We start from the raw sequence: 13,623 nt of genomic DNA, 5'->3' as shown, positions 1-13,623 counted from the left end.
CGACGGCTTCCTCTGCGTGGAATAGCGACCGGTGCATTCGTGCCCGTTCGACGAACTCGATTTGAAAAAAAGACGTTGAGGGAGCTTTAAATGGACTGTTTCCACCTGGCCGATGCGCCGCGGTGCACAAACGTCGCCGCGGGACGAATTCCAATTTACAAGCAAACGTCCACGCGCCCGGCAACATCCCAATTGACTGCATTTACCGCGGCGCTTCAGGCGCGCACTGGCCAAGCCTTTGATAACTACCAATCGTTACACGAATTCTCGGTACGGGACTTTCGAGCTTTCTGGCGATGCTTCGTCGAGTGGTCCCAAGGCCTCGAAGTAACCGGCAGTATCGAACCGGTTTGCGTCGGCGACGCGTGCGAGCATGCATGCTTCTTTCCCGAGCTTCAGCTCAACTACGCCGCCAATCTGCTGAACCTGTCCGTGGCACCCGCCACTGCGCCTGCGATCACCGCCTGTCACGCCGAAGGAAGACGCGTGCGCCTGACTCGCGGCGCACTGCGCGAGCGCGTGGCGCGTCTAGCTCACGCGCTTTCCGCATTGGGACTGCGCGATGGGGATCGCGTGGTCGCCGTCATGCGCAACGACGCTGACGCAGCCGTTACCGCCCTGGCAGTTACCGCGCTCGGCGCAACCTTTTCGTCCGCCGCACCCGATATGAGCGTCGACGCGATCCGCGATCGCTTCACTCCGCTCGCACCTCGGCTGCTGTTCGCGCACACCGCGGCGCGCGATTCCGACACGGGCATGCCAGTGGCGGATAAAGTCGGCATGCTGACGGCTGCGTTGCCCACACTAAATGGGCTCGTCTGTCTTGATGACGGAAATGACTTGCCAGGCACGATCAGCCAGCGTGTCTATTCGCTTGCCGAACTGATCGACAGCGGCGACGCTGCGCGCTTCGAGTGGCAGCGCTTTCCGTTCAATCATCCGCTTTTCATCATGTTCTCCTCCGGCACTACGGGCAGGCCGAAGTGCATCGTGCACGGCGCCGGCGGCAGTCTGCTAGAGCACCTCAAGGAGCATCGGCTGCACTGCGATCTGCGGCCCGGCGATCGGATGTACTTCCATACCACTTGCGCGTGGATGATGTGGAACTGGCAGTTGTCGGCGCTCGCATCTGGCGTCGAAATCGTGACCTACGATGGACCGATTTCCACGATCGATGCGTTGTGGCGTCTCGTCGCCGATGAGCGCGTCACTGTGTTCGGCACGAGCCCCGCTTATCTGAAGATGTGCGAGGATGCGGGCCTGGAGCCAGGCCAGCAGTTCGATCTACCCGCACTTCGCGCGATGATGTCGACTGGCGCAGTGCTGTACGACACGCAGTTCGCCTGGGTACGCGATCATGTGAAGCCGCTGCCGCTACAGTCGATCTCGGGCGGCACCGATATCCTCGGCTGCTTCGTGCTTGGAAATCCCGACTTGCCGGTCTATGCGGGAGAAGCCCAATGCAAGAGTCTTGCGCTCGATGTACAGGCGTGGGATCAAGGAGAGCGAGCCAATGGAATAGGAGAACTGGTCTGCATCAATCCGTTTCCGTCACGTCCACTCGGATTTTATGGCGACATGGACGGCACGGCCTTTCACGCGGCCTATTTTTCACATAACCCGGGTGTGTGGACGCATGGCGATCTGATCGAGTTTTCGTCTGAAGGAACGGCCCGTTTGCATGGACGTTCCGACGGAATACTGAATGTGCGCGGGAGCAAGATCGCGCCAGCGGAGATCTATCGCGTGCTGAACGATATGCGAGAGATTCGCGAAGCGATGGTCGTCGAGCAGCGGCACGGCAACGCGCCGACCGATCACGCATGCGCTCGACCGCCTGACTCGCGCATCGTACTGCTGCTGGTGCTGCAGGATGGCATTACGCTGACGGGCACACTGGTCGCGCGAATACGCCGCGATCTCGCGCATCGCGCGTCGCCCGCGCACGTTCCAGACCGGATCATCGCAGTCGATGCATTGCCCGTCACGCACAACGGCAAGCTATCCGAACGATCCGCATGCGATGCGATCAACGGCTTGCCGCTCATCAACGTCACGGCGCTGCGCAATCCCGAATGCCTCGACGCGATCCGGAACCATCCGGCGCTCAAACTGGCGGCTCTGAAACTTCCGCGGGCTGGCAATTCGCGCGAACAACTCGAACGACATTTGCAGGCACTGTGGGAGAAGCTGTTCGACTTTGCGCCGATCGGTCGCGATGACAATTTCTTCGAACTCGGTGGCAATTCGCTTCTTGCCGCAAGGCTGCTCGCAGAAGTACGTCAGTCGACAGGCTACACGATGCCACTCGCGACGCTGGTGATCGCGCCGACGATCGCAGACCTTGCCGCGATCATCGAAGATCGCACGCCGCTGCCGTCGTCGCCGGTTCTGGTGCCCATGCGCGCCGGAACGGGAACGCCGCTGTTCCTCGTGCATGGCTTGAGCGGCTCGGCGATGGAATGCTGGGCGCTGGTCCAGGCACTGCGCAGCCCACGCCCGGTCTTTGCACTACAGGCACGGGGCCTTGACGGCGTAGAGCCGACACAGCGCCGCATCGAGGAACTGGCTGCCTGCTACATCGACGAAATGCGCGCCGTGCAGCCGAATGGCCCGTATTCGGTAACTGGCTATTCACTCGGCGGGCTGATCGCATTCGAGATCGCGCAACAGCTAGAGCGCGCTGGCGACCAGGTCGGCATGCTGTGCCTGCTCGATCCGTATGTCTACGAGCGCTGGCTGCCGTGGAGCGCGCGGATACACCATTGGTATGGCCGAATACACGGCCAATGGCGCAAGCTGCGTACGGTGCCTGCGTCGCGAATGGTCGGATATCTGGCCGGGCGGCTCATCGTCGGAGCAGATCACGTGCAAATGTACCTCGGCCGCATGAGACTTCGGCCGGACGCCACGAATGCTGTGTTTCCGCCGGCGCTCAGACAGGTTCGCGAAACGTTGGTATTGGCGATGACCCGCTACCGGCCGCCCCCTTATAGCGCTGGACCGATTTTGTATGTGCGCGCAACGACGCGGCTGGACGAGCACGGCGATCCGATGCTTTTGTGGCAGCGCGTCGCGCGCGGCGGCCTGGAGATTGCAGAGGTATCCGGCAGCCATGACGACATGCTGGTCGAGCCGAATCTGCGGGACGTCGCGGCGCTGCTGGACAGGGCGTTGGCAAACGCGTGACGCGGCGGGGTTTTGGGATGCAGCACGATGTTGCTACAGCGCGAATCGCGCGAAATGCGGGGGCTCTTTCACTGCCTGATCCGAGCCAGCTTTTTTTGCATGAGAAGGCCGTTCATGTATGGATACTGGACGAGCATGTGATCAGGCAGGCATGTTCATCCCTCCGCCACACGCTGTCGCACGACGAGCGACAGCACGCGCGAGCGTACAGGCATGAAAGCGATCGCAACAACTTTATCGCCCGACGAAGCATGCTCCGCTCGCTGATCGGCGTGTATCTGCGCACCAAACCCGAATCGCTGCGCTTCAACGTGACCCGGCTCGGAAAGCCCGCGTTGCAGTGGCCGCGTGGTACGAGGCTCGCATTCAATGTTTCTCATACCGACGGGACCGCCCTGCTTGCTTTTGCGTTGAATTGCCGCGTCGGCATCGACGTCGAGCGGCGAATTCGCGGCATCGACGCTGCGAACATCGCTCGCGGGATCTTCTCTCCACTAGAGGAAAGCGCGCTTGCAGCGGCACGAACCGATTCGGCCGCGGCCTTCCTTAGCGTCTGGACACGAAAAGAAGCTTTGCTTAAGGCGCTCGGCTGCGGTCTTCTCGTCGAGCCTGGCTCCTATACGATAGAAGATGCTCCCGCACTCGGAGAAGGCCGCTGGCACGCTTCGAAAAAGGGCACACGCATTTCGGGCTGGACGTGCCTGGACTTGGGCTTCGGACCAGAAGTTCAAGGCGCTCTTGCCGTATCGCTCGACGACGCACGCGTCACGCTCTGCCGTTGCTCGTCCTCAAGCGGGTCAAACGACTACTCATTCGCGGCGATGCTGCCTTGATGGCCGCTTGCCAGGGGCAATCAAACCAACGCAGCTTTCGCGATTCAGTATCTTTTTCTGAAGTCAATTTCCGAAAAGTACTTTTTGCGATCGACCGTTCGTTCACGGCATGCTCGCCTTTGTCGAGCTAATTCAACGCTTCACGAACGAGAGCTAAAACTCGATAAACCAGACGCAAAATTACAAGGGGGCTTGCCATTTTCTCCCCACGATCTGGCACAAGAAAAATAATTTGGCGAAGGCCTACGGTTTCAGAAGCCGGTGCCGATAAGAGCGCTCATAAGTCCCCTGCAGACGAGGCTCCCCATGTCATTCGCATTTGATCTGATCGCTCACCCCACACCCCGATTCAAGCGTACTGTCGTTATCCTCGTTGGCTGCGCGAGTGTGCTTGCCAGCCTGTCGATCTGGGGCCGAGTGCCCGCAGACGCACTTGCCGACGCCGACCGAGAAGTCGCCCACTATGGCCCCGCGCTGACGGGCTCTGCGTGCCCGGTCGAAGGAGCCGTCTCGCGGGATGCTCGCGGTACGTTCCTCATGTGCTGGAAACAGATCTGGAGGAAGCCGTAAACGGAGGGCCGCTTTAGCTGTAGCGCAGTTCATGTCGTGCGAGCGGCTCTGTGGAACGGCTACGCAGGCCTCACGCTGAAAATAAAATCCACTTCCACCGACGCACCCTTAGGCAATTGCAACACGCCAACAGACGAGCGAGTGTGCATGCCGGCGTCGCCAAGCACCGCATACAGGACGTCGGATGCGCCATCGGCGACTTCGCTTTGCATCGTAAAGTCCGGCGCGCTTCGCACGAAAACGGTGATGCGCGGCACCGCCAATATGGCGTCGAGCGTCCCGCATTGCTTCCTGATCAGCGACAGCGCGCGCAGCGCCGAAGTCCCTGCTGCACGACGCCCGTCGTCCAGCGAGAGCGATTCGCCCACCACGCCGACAAAACGCACCACTTCTCCCACTCGCGGAATCTGGCCAGCAATGTAGGCGGTGCTTCCGTCGATCAAAACAGGCGTGTACTTTCCACCCTTCCTGATTTCCTCGTCCGGATCGAATCCGAATTCGGCCGCGACCTGTCGCAACTTGTCGTCTCTCGTCATGGCGCTTTCACCGACGCTGTCGAAAGCGTAAGGATAATCGAGTGCCTTGAGTCTGTCCCATCCGACGCGTGTCGCAATCCGCCATATCCGCGTCGCCTGCACGCAAAACCTTCTCGTCCACCCCGTCGTTAATCCGTTCGCAACCCAGGATCGCCACGCGTTGCAAGATCGCGCCCGTCTTTCGTGATCCGGAAATCACATCCGCCGCTGGCCGTGTCCGGCTGCCGGCCAAGGGACCCCCTCGTGCGAAAAAAACTGACTATCCGCGGCGGACTCGTCGCGACAATCGCCGGCTATACCGTGTTGCTCGTGCTCGTAGTCGGTGCATGCATCGCTGGCCTCTATGTGGGCAATGCTTCGCTCGAGGCGATGTATCGCGACGACACCGCTTCGCTGCTGCACCTGAAGACAAGCTCCGAGCGCATGCTCGTCCTGCGCGAGCGCCTGAGCGACGTCGCGCAGATCATCAGTGCCGGGCAGCCCGCCAAGGATGAGATCGCGCAAGTCCACACGCTCCTCACGCAGAGCAACGACGAACTGGCGGCGTACTCTCGCTTGCACCAGCGCGACGCCGACGAGCAAGCGCTTTTCGACACGCTCCAGCACAACCGCCAGGCGCTGCTCGACCAGGTCTTCCTGAAGGCGCTGTCCCAACTCGACCACGACGACGCGTTCAATTTCCTCAGCACGCAGCGTGACGCGCCGCCCGCACTGTTCGCCGCGTACCAGAACGCGATCGGCGCGCTCGAAGTGTTCCAGGTCGCGCGCGAAAAAGCCCGCTACGATGCGGCCGCCACGCGTTTCCATCGGGTCGTCTGGGCGATGGGCGCAGTGGCCGCGTTCGCGCTCGTCGTCGGCTTCTTCGCGCAACGCGCGCTTGCGAAGGCGATCGTCGAACCGATCAATCTGGCCGTCGATCACTTCGAAAAGATCGCGAAAGGCGATCTGACGGGCACGGTCGTCATTTCCCGCGAAAACGAAATGGCCTGGCTGCTCAACGCGCTTGGGCAGATGCAGGCCGGCCTCATCGATACCGTGAAGAAGGTGCGCGCGAGCACGCAAACTATCGTAGGCGACGTCCGCGCGATTGCGAGCGGGAATGTCGATCTGTCCGCGCGCACCGAGCAGCAGGCCGTGTCGCTACAGCAGGCCGCGGCGAGCGTGGAGCAGCTGACGGCAGCCGTGCGCCAGAATGCGGACAACGCTCGCGATGCACGCACCTATGTCGAGGGCGCCGCCGACATCGCGTCGCGTAGCGAAGAGGCGATGAAGCGCGTCGTCGAGACGATGTCCGCGATCTCCGCTAGCTCCGCGCGGATTTCGGGCATCGTCGGCGTCATCGAGAGCATTGCGTTTCAGACGAACATCCTCGCGTTGAATGCGGCCGTCGAAGCCGCGCGCGCAGGCGAGCAGGGACGCGGCTTCGCGGTCGTCGCGACCGAGGTGCGCGGACTCGCGCAGCGCTGCGCGTCGGCGGCGAGGGAGATCAAGGAGCTGATCGGCGATTCGGCGCGGCGCGTCGATGACGGCAGCGGCCTGGTCGCGCTGGCGGGCTCGACGATGGGCGAGCTCGTCGTCGCGGTCGAGCGCGTCAATACGATCATGAGCGAAATCAGCATCGCATCCGATGAGCAGTCTTCGGGCATCGAACAGGTGAACACCACGGTCACGCAAATGGAGCAGACGATGCAGCGCAACGCCGCGCTCGTCGAGGAGGCGGCGGCCGTGGCGCTCTCGCTGGAGGAGCAGAGCGCGCGGCTCAACGATGCGGTGGCGCAGTTCCGGCTTCGCGAAGAGGCGTTCGCCTGACGCCTGCGCGTCAGTGCAAGGCGCCTCTCGCCATGACTTATCCCGCGCGCCGCCATGATGCGTTTTCCCGCCCTTCGCACAGCAAATGACGCGCGATCTCGGCCACTCTTTCGACGTGCGCAATCGCGGCCTCGCGTGCCTCCATCGGCTTGCGCGCGCGAATGGCGGCCAGCATTCGCCGCATTTCCTGAACCGCCTGACGCCCGCGATCATCGGATGCGATCGTCAATGCTCTCAGCCTGTTGATGCGCGCGGTCAGCGACTGCACGATATCCCACGCCACCGCCTTCTTCCCTCCCGTGAACATGCGCTCGTAGAACGCCGTCGTGAATGCGCGCACGGCTTGATGATCCTGCGTATCAAACGCGTGCTGGATCTTGTCGATGCAAGCCGCCAGTTCTGCAAGCGTGTTTTCGTCCGCGTGCCTTGCGCAGGCCATCGCGGCCTCGCCCTCCAGCAACGCACGTATTTCATAGATTTCCGCCGCGGTATCGAGATCGAGTATTGCGACGATGGGCCCCTGGTTCGGTATGGAATCCACCAGCCCTTCAGTCTCCAGGTGGCGCAATACCTCGCGCACTACTGTCCGGCTCACGCCGAGTTCCTCGCATAGCGCACGCTCGACAAGCCGCTCGCCCGGATGAAAATGCGCATCGAGAATCGCAGTGCGCATCTTCTCCAGCGCGAGTTCGCGCAACGTCGTCGTGCGGCGTTCGACTCTCAGCGAAGGCAGCGCATCACTCATCGCAACCGTCAAGCCTGAGCAAACAGACGGACATCGCGCGCATCCCAGTCGACGAGCGCCTGCGTGCCGATCGCGAGGCCGCTGTCATGGCGATGCCCCGCCGGCATGCGAATCGAAATCTCCTGCTGCCACGGCGTCGCAACGGCGTAGTGCATCGCGTCGCCGAGATACGTGATGTCGCGCACGGTGACGGGCAGAGCCGTCGCGCTGCCTGCGCTGCGTGTTTCGTGCAGCGAGCGGATGCGCATCTGCTCGGGGCGAATCATCAGCGTGCCGTCGTCGCCCGGCGTCAGCGCGGGATTGAATGTACCCGATGCTACTTCATGGCCGTTCGGAAACACGCCGTTCATCACGCCATCGGTGTTCGACTTCAAGCGCACCGGCAGGAAATTCGAATTGCCGATAAAGCTCGCAACGAAGCGCGACGCAGGGTTCGCGTACAGTTCTTCGCCCGTGCCGACCTGCTCGATGCGCCCCTTGTTGAACACCGCGATGCGGTCCGACAGGCGCAGCGCTTCTTCCTGATCGTGCGTCACATAGAGAATCGTGACGCCCGTCTCGTGATGAATGCGGCGCAGTTCGAGCTGGATTTCCTCGCGCAACTTCTTGTCGAGCGCGGATAGCGGCTCGTCCATCAACAGCACAGGCGGATCGTAGGCAAGCGCACGCGCAATCGCGACGCGCTGCTGCTGTCCGCCCGACAGTTGCGCGGGCATCCGGTCGCGGCACTCGGACAGATGCACGAGTGCGAGCATCTTGTCGACTTTCGCCTTCACCTCGGCATCGGGACGGCGGCGCACGCGCAGCGGAAACGCGACGTTCTCGCCTACGGTCAAATGCGGAAACAGCGTATAGCGCTGAAACACCATGCCGATATTGCGCTTGTTCGGCGCGACGGAAAGCAGCGGCTTGCCGTCGAGCAGCACGCGCCCTTCGCTCGGCTCCTGAAAGCCTGCGACGATATAGAGCGTCGTGCTCTTGCCCGAGCCCGACGGCCCGAGAAACGTCATGAACTCGCCCTTGCGCACGTCGAGCGACACCTGATCGATAGCAACGACCTCGTCGTAGGTTTTGCGCAGGCGCTGGATTTGCAGGAATGCAGTCATGTCTGGTTCACCTCGCTGATTACGTCCATTAGCGCGCGCGGCGCAGCACAGCGCCCGCCAGCATCAATACAGTCGTCAGTCCGACGAGCAGCGAAGACGCCGCCGCGACGACGGGCGTCAAGTCTTGTCGCAGCGTCGCCCAGATACGCACGGGCAGCGTCTGCAGCGTCGGGCTCGCCATGAAGATCGACACCACCACTTCGTCCCACGACGCAAGAAAGGAGAAGATCGCCGCAGCGAAGAGCCCGAGGCGGATCGCGGGCAGCGTAACGCGCAGCTTCACTTCGAGCGGCGACGCACCGCACACCATCGCGGCATCTTCGAGCGCGGTGTCGAAGCTCGCGAGCGAGTTGCTGATCGAAATGATCGAGAACGGCAACGCGATGATCAGATGGCCGATCACGAAGCCCGTCATCGTGCCGTTCAGCCCGATGCGCAGGAAGAACGCATACAGCGCGACGGCGAGCACGACGACGGGCAGCACCATCGGCGTGAGAAAGAACGCCTGCACCGCGTTGCGTCCGCGAAACTTGCCGCGCACGAGCGCAAGCGACGCGAGAAAGCCTATCAACACCGACAGCACCGTGACGATCACCGCGAGCTTCGCGCTCGTCAGCAGCGAGTCGAGCCAGCCTGCATCGGTGAACAACTGGCGATACCACTCCAGCGTCCAGCCCGGCGGCGGAAAAATGAGCCACTGAGAATCGCCGAACGACAGCGCGACGATGAACAGTATCGGCAGCAGAAGAAAGAGCGCGACGGCAGCGCCAACGGCGATCAGCACCCAGCGCAGCGAGCCCAGACGATCGAAATCGAGCAGCATGTCAGTCCTCCCGCAGGGCCGCCCCAAGGGGCGTAACAGGGAATTCGCGGAGCACCGCTCCGCGCCTGTGAAGCCGTCCGGCTCTGCAGAGCCGGACGTGGACGGCTGACGCCCCCTCGGGGAGCAGCGAACGTAGTGAGCGTGGGGGTTGTTTCATCAGCGGCCTCCAATACTTGCGCGCGCACCGCCCGTGAAGCGCAGTTGCAGCGCGTAGAGCGCGAGCGTCACGGCGAGCAGCACGAATGCGGCAGCGCCGGCGAGGCCCCAGTTCAGCAATTCCTGCACGAGCTGCGCGACGAGTTCGGCGAGCATCATGTACGACGGGCCGCCGAGCAGCGCAGGCGTGACGAAGTAACCGAGCGCCATCACGAACACCATCAGCGCGCCTGACGCGACACCGGGCATCGCGAGCGGCACCAGCACGCGCCAGAACGCCTGCCAGCGGCTCGCGCCGCAGATCGCGGCGGCGCGCAGCGTCGATGCGTCGATGCTGCGCAACGTCGCGTGCAGCGGCATCACGAGGAACGGCAGCATGATGTACGTCATGCCGACCGTCACGCCGACGAGGTTGTTCACCAGCGTCAGCGGCTCGTTGATGATGCCGAGCGCCATCAGCATGCGGTTGATCGGCCCCGTCTGTTGCAGCAGCACCATCCATGCGAACGTGCGCGCAAGCAGATTGGTCCACATCGACAGCAGCAGGATCGCGAATAAAAACGAACTCAGCTTGCGCGGCGCGATGGCGAGCAGCCACGCAGTCGGAAAGCCGATCGCGAGCGTCACGACCGTCACGACCGTCGCCACCAGAAAGGTGTTGCCGAATACGCGCAGATAGGTCGTCGAGCCGAGCAGTTGCTCGTAGTTGTGCAGACCCGGCGTCGGCTCGATCACGCTGCGCAACAGCAGCGACAGCACCGGCAGCAGAAAGAAGATCACGAGCAGCAGCAGCGCGGGCACGAGCAGGCGGATGCTGCGCCAGTCGCGCCGCCGGCGCGTGGCCGTCGCAGGCGGATGTGCGACGGTACTCAGAACATTAGGCATGGTGTCTCCCATCCACTCCGATGACTATGCGGCGCTTATTTCGACTGCCACGCGTACCAGCGCTTCGCGATGGCGTCGCGGTTCTCGGCCCAGTACTTCATGTCGAGATTGATCTGCGAGTTCTTGTACTGATCGGGCAGCGTCTTCGCGATTGCGGGCGACATCAGCGCGGCTGATTTCACGTTGACGGGCGCATAGCCAGTGTCCGTTGCGAACTTCGCCTGTGCCTGCGGGCTGGTCGCGGCGGCGAGGTACTTCATCGCCTCGGCCTTGTGCTTCGCGCCCTTCGGGATCACGAGCATGTCGGCGGCCGTCAGGTTCTGGTTCCACGAAATGCCGACAGGCACGCCCGTCTGTTCGAGCGCATGCAGACGCCCGTTCCAGAACATGCCGATGGGCGCTTCGCCCGATGCGAGCAGTTGCTGCGATTGCGCGCCGCCACTCCACCAGACGATCTGGCTCTTGATCGTGTCGAGCTTCTTGAACGCGCGGTCGAGATCGAGCGGATAGAGCTTGTTCGGCGGCACGCCATCGGCGAGCAGCGCGATTTCGAGCACGCCGGGCGCCGACCACTTATAGAGCGTGCGCTTGCCGGGGAATTTCTTCGTATCGAACAGATCGGCCCATGTTTGCGGCTGCGCGCCCGCGTATTTCGCCTTGTTGTAGCCGAGCACGAACGAGTAGTAGAAGCTGCCCACTGCGGCCTGCGTCGCGAAACGCGGGTCGAGCTCGTCCCTCTTCACGACGGAATAGTCGATCGGCTCGATCAGTCCTGCCTGCTGCGCGGCGTACGCGAAGTCGCCTTCGACATCGACGACATCCCAATTCACATTGCCGCTGTCGACCATCGCTTTCAGCTTGCCGTAGTCGGTCGGGCCGTCCATCAGCACGTTGATGCCCGTCGCCTGCGTGAACGGCTGCGCCCAGTTCTTCTGTTGCGAAGATTGCGTGGTGCCGCCCCAACTCGTGAAGACGATCGGGTCCGCAGCGAGGACGGGCGCGGACACCAGCGTCGCTGCGCAAAGCGCGACCAGCGGCGCAATAAAAGAAGTGCTTCTGCTGCTCATGTCTGTCTCCATGAAATACGTTTTGTATCGGGCAACGTGTACGGCGGCGAGCCGGACGCTCTCTCTCGGGTTTTCAGGTCAGCGGCGAGAAACGCGCCGGCTTCATGATCTTGTTTTCCATCTCTTCCATCAGCGCCTGAATCTTCGGCGCAAAGGCCTGCCATGCAGCGTCTTCGGCGAGCGCGGCGCGGCGGCGTTCGCGTTCGTCGAGACTCGGCCAGGCCCAGATATGCACGATCTGATTCAGCGGACCGACCTCAGAAAAGAAGTAGCCGACCAGTTGACCCAGATACCGCTTCTGCAACTCGATGCCCTCCTCCTCGACGAGCTTCAGATAGGCGGGCACGGCGCCCGTCTTGATGCGGTACGTGCGGATTTCGTAGAACATGCGGTCTCCTGTTCCTGTGCGAGCGTTGTGAGCATTGATGGATCAGCGCATCACGAACGGATCGGCGATCGGCTCATCCGATGTGCGAATCCAGACGGATTTCGTGCGCGTGTAGTCGAGCACCGCATCGAGGCCGCCTTCTCGTCCGAGCCCGCTCAAGCCGTAGCCACCGAACGGCACGATCGGCGACACCGCGCGATACGTGTTGACCCACACGATGCCCGCGCGCAATGCACGCGTCAGACGATGCGCACGCGTCAGATCGCGCGTGAACACGCCGGACGCGAGGCCATAGCGTGTGTCGTTGGCGAGCGCGATCGCGTCGGCTTCCGTATCGAATGTGACGACGCTGAGCACCGGCCCGAACAGTTCTTCCATCACGCTCGGCACTTGCGCATCTGGACAATCGACGATGGTCGGCATGAAGTAGTTGCCCTTGTTCACGCCATCGGGCTGCCTGCCGCCCGTCACGATGCGTCCGCCCGCTTCGACGCTCGCACGCAGCACGCGCTCGATGTGTTCGAGCTGACGGCGCGTCGCGAGCGGTCCCATTTCAGTCGCCATGTCTTGCGGATTGCCGATGCGGATCGCCTGCGCCTTTGCGACGAGACGCTCGACAAGCGCATCGTGTATGCCGCGCTGCACGACGAGACGCGAGCCCGCGACACAGCTTTGTCCCGTCGCCGCGAAGATGCCCGCGACGACGGCGTTGCACGTGCTGTCGAGATCGGCATCGTCGAAGACCAGCACGGGAGACTTGCCGCCCAGTTCCAGCGACATCGCCGCAAGGTTCTCCGCCGAATTGCGCACGACATGACGCGCCGTTTCGGGGCCACCCGTGAAAGCGATCTTCGACACGAGCGGATGACTCGTCAGCGTGCGGCCGCAATCGTTGCCGAAGCCCGTCACGATGTTGACGACGCCCTTCGGAAAGCCCGCTTCATGCACGAGCCGCGCGAATTCGAGCAGCGGCGCGGGGCCGTCCTCGGATGCCTTGAGGACGATCGTGCAACCCGCCGCGAGCGCAGGCCCGACCTTGACCGCCGACAGAAAAAGCTGCGAATTCCACGGCACGATGCCCGCGACGACGCCGACGGGCTCGCGACGCAGCGTCACTTCCATATCGGGCTTGTCGACGGGCAGCCACGCGCCCTGGATCTTGTCGGCGACGCCCGCGTAGTAGCGGTAGTACTCGGCGACATAGCCGATCTGCGCGCGCGTCTCACGGATGATCTTGCCCGTGTCCTGCGTTTCGAGTTCGGCAAGACGCGGCGCATGTTGCGCGACGAGATCAGCGAGTTTGTACAGCAGCTTGCCGCGCGCGCTCGCCGTCAGATTCGCCCAAGCCGGATCGTTCAGCGCGCGATGCGCGGCGCGCACCGCGCGGTCGACATCTTCGGCGCTCGCGGCAGGCATGCGCGCCCACGCGTCGCCCGTCGATGGATCGACGCTGTCGAAATGCTCGCGCGCATCTTCGAATGCACCGTCGATGTATTGCTGGAACCGCTGGACCATG

At 62.8% G+C, this 13,623-nt stretch carries 11 protein-coding genes; 3 read left to right on the top strand and 8 right to left on the bottom strand.

What is annotated here, in order from left to right; genetic code table 11:
• The first annotated feature begins 90 nt into the window (after positions 1–90).
• Together AABE10_RS14510 and AABE10_RS14505 are read left to right on the top strand one after the other, a co-directional pair.
• Positions 91–3,189: an acetoacetate--CoA ligase gene (locus AABE10_RS14510; RefSeq protein WP_342933970.1), complete on the top strand. Its 3,099-nt coding sequence runs from the start codon at positions 91–93 to the stop codon at positions 3,187–3,189.
• A 17-nt stretch (positions 3,190–3,206) separates the two neighbouring features.
• Positions 3,207–4,022, top strand: a complete 816-nt coding sequence (locus AABE10_RS14505) for a 4'-phosphopantetheinyl transferase family protein (RefSeq protein WP_342933969.1) — start codon at positions 3,207–3,209, stop codon at positions 4,020–4,022.
• A gap of 629 nt (positions 4,023–4,651) precedes the next feature.
• On the opposite strand, the gene AABE10_RS14500 is transcribed toward AABE10_RS14505, so the two are convergent.
• The gene (locus tag AABE10_RS14500; RefSeq protein WP_342934420.1) at positions 4,652–5,128 is read right to left on the bottom strand and encodes a RidA family protein; all 477 of its coding nucleotides are present in this window, start codon (positions 5,126–5,128) and stop codon (positions 4,652–4,654) included.
• A 243-nt stretch (positions 5,129–5,371) separates the two neighbouring features.
• Here AABE10_RS14500 and AABE10_RS14495 point away from each other — a divergent pair, with 243 nt between their 5' ends.
• Positions 5,372–6,937 (top strand): methyl-accepting chemotaxis protein, encoded by a 1,566-nt coding sequence (locus AABE10_RS14495; protein ID WP_342933968.1) that lies wholly within the window; start codon positions 5,372–5,374, stop codon positions 6,935–6,937.
• A 37-nt stretch (positions 6,938–6,974) separates the two neighbouring features.
• Here AABE10_RS14495 and AABE10_RS14490 read toward each other — a convergent pair whose 3' ends face one another.
• From AABE10_RS14490 to AABE10_RS14460, 7 genes are all read right to left on the bottom strand, one after another.
• The gene (locus tag AABE10_RS14490) at positions 6,975–7,682 is read right to left on the bottom strand and encodes a GntR family transcriptional regulator (protein ID WP_342933967.1); all 708 of its coding nucleotides are present in this window, start codon (positions 7,680–7,682) and stop codon (positions 6,975–6,977) included.
• Between the two features lie 8 nt (positions 7,683–7,690).
• Complete coding sequence (locus tag AABE10_RS14485) at positions 7,691–8,788, bottom strand: ABC transporter ATP-binding protein (RefSeq protein WP_342933966.1); 1,098 nt, start codon at positions 8,786–8,788, stop codon at positions 7,691–7,693.
• Between the two features lie 28 nt (positions 8,789–8,816).
• Positions 8,817–9,611 carry an ABC transporter permease gene (locus AABE10_RS14480; protein ID WP_342933965.1) on the bottom strand — a complete coding sequence of 265 codons (795 nt, stop codon included), beginning with the start codon at positions 9,609–9,611 and terminating at the stop codon, positions 8,817–8,819.
• 156 nt (positions 9,612–9,767) lie between these two features.
• Positions 9,768–10,652, bottom strand: a complete 885-nt coding sequence (locus AABE10_RS14475; protein ID WP_342933964.1) for an ABC transporter permease — start codon at positions 10,650–10,652, stop codon at positions 9,768–9,770.
• 35 nt (positions 10,653–10,687) lie between these two features.
• On the bottom strand, positions 10,688–11,719 hold the full coding sequence (locus AABE10_RS14470; RefSeq protein ID WP_342933963.1) for an ABC transporter substrate-binding protein: 1,032 nt from the start codon (positions 11,717–11,719) through the stop codon (positions 10,688–10,690).
• Positions 11,720–11,792: 73 nt separating this feature from the next.
• Positions 11,793–12,107, bottom strand: coding sequence for an NIPSNAP family protein (locus tag AABE10_RS14465; RefSeq protein ID WP_342933962.1), 315 nt, complete (start codon positions 12,105–12,107; stop codon positions 11,793–11,795).
• Between the two features lie 42 nt (positions 12,108–12,149).
• Positions 12,150–13,622 carry an aldehyde dehydrogenase gene (locus tag AABE10_RS14460; protein WP_342933961.1) on the bottom strand — a complete coding sequence of 491 codons (1,473 nt, stop codon included), beginning with the start codon at positions 13,620–13,622 and terminating at the stop codon, positions 12,150–12,152.
• Position 13,623 lies beyond the last annotated feature (1 nt).

Source organism: Paraburkholderia diazotrophica (genome assembly GCF_038900755.1).
GTDB classification, from domain to species: Bacteria; Pseudomonadota; Gammaproteobacteria; order Burkholderiales; family Burkholderiaceae; genus Paraburkholderia; species Paraburkholderia diazotrophica_A.
Note: the sequence above shows the minus strand (reverse complement) of the source record. Positions and strands in the feature narration are given on the sequence as shown.

Coding starts and splice junctions, on each gene's coding strand:
- AABE10_RS14465 (WP_342933962.1), bottom strand. CDS start 12,107: ATGTTCTACGAAATCCGCACGTACCGCATCAAGACGGGCGCCGTGCCC.
- AABE10_RS14475 (WP_342933964.1), bottom strand. CDS start 10,652: ATGCCTAATGTTCTGAGTACCGTCGCACATCCGCCTGCGACGGCCACG.
- AABE10_RS14480 (WP_342933965.1), bottom strand. CDS start 9,611: ATGCTGCTCGATTTCGATCGTCTGGGCTCGCTGCGCTGGGTGCTGATC.
- AABE10_RS14500 (WP_342934420.1), bottom strand. CDS start 5,128: ATGACGAGAGACGACAAGTTGCGACAGGTCGCGGCCGAATTCGGATTC.
- AABE10_RS14470 (WP_342933963.1), bottom strand. CDS start 11,719: ATGAGCAGCAGAAGCACTTCTTTTATTGCGCCGCTGGTCGCGCTTTGC.
- AABE10_RS14485 (WP_342933966.1), bottom strand. CDS start 8,788: ATGACTGCATTCCTGCAAATCCAGCGCCTGCGCAAAACCTACGACGAG.
- AABE10_RS14505 (WP_342933969.1), top strand. CDS start 3,207: ATGCAGCACGATGTTGCTACAGCGCGAATCGCGCGAAATGCGGGGGCT.
- AABE10_RS14510 (WP_342933970.1), top strand. CDS start 91: ATGGACTGTTTCCACCTGGCCGATGCGCCGCGGTGCACAAACGTCGCC.
- AABE10_RS14460 (WP_342933961.1), bottom strand. CDS start 13,622: ATGGTCCAGCGGTTCCAGCAATACATCGACGGTGCATTCGAAGATGCG.
- AABE10_RS14490 (WP_342933967.1), bottom strand. CDS start 7,682: ATGAGTGATGCGCTGCCTTCGCTGAGAGTCGAACGCCGCACGACGACG.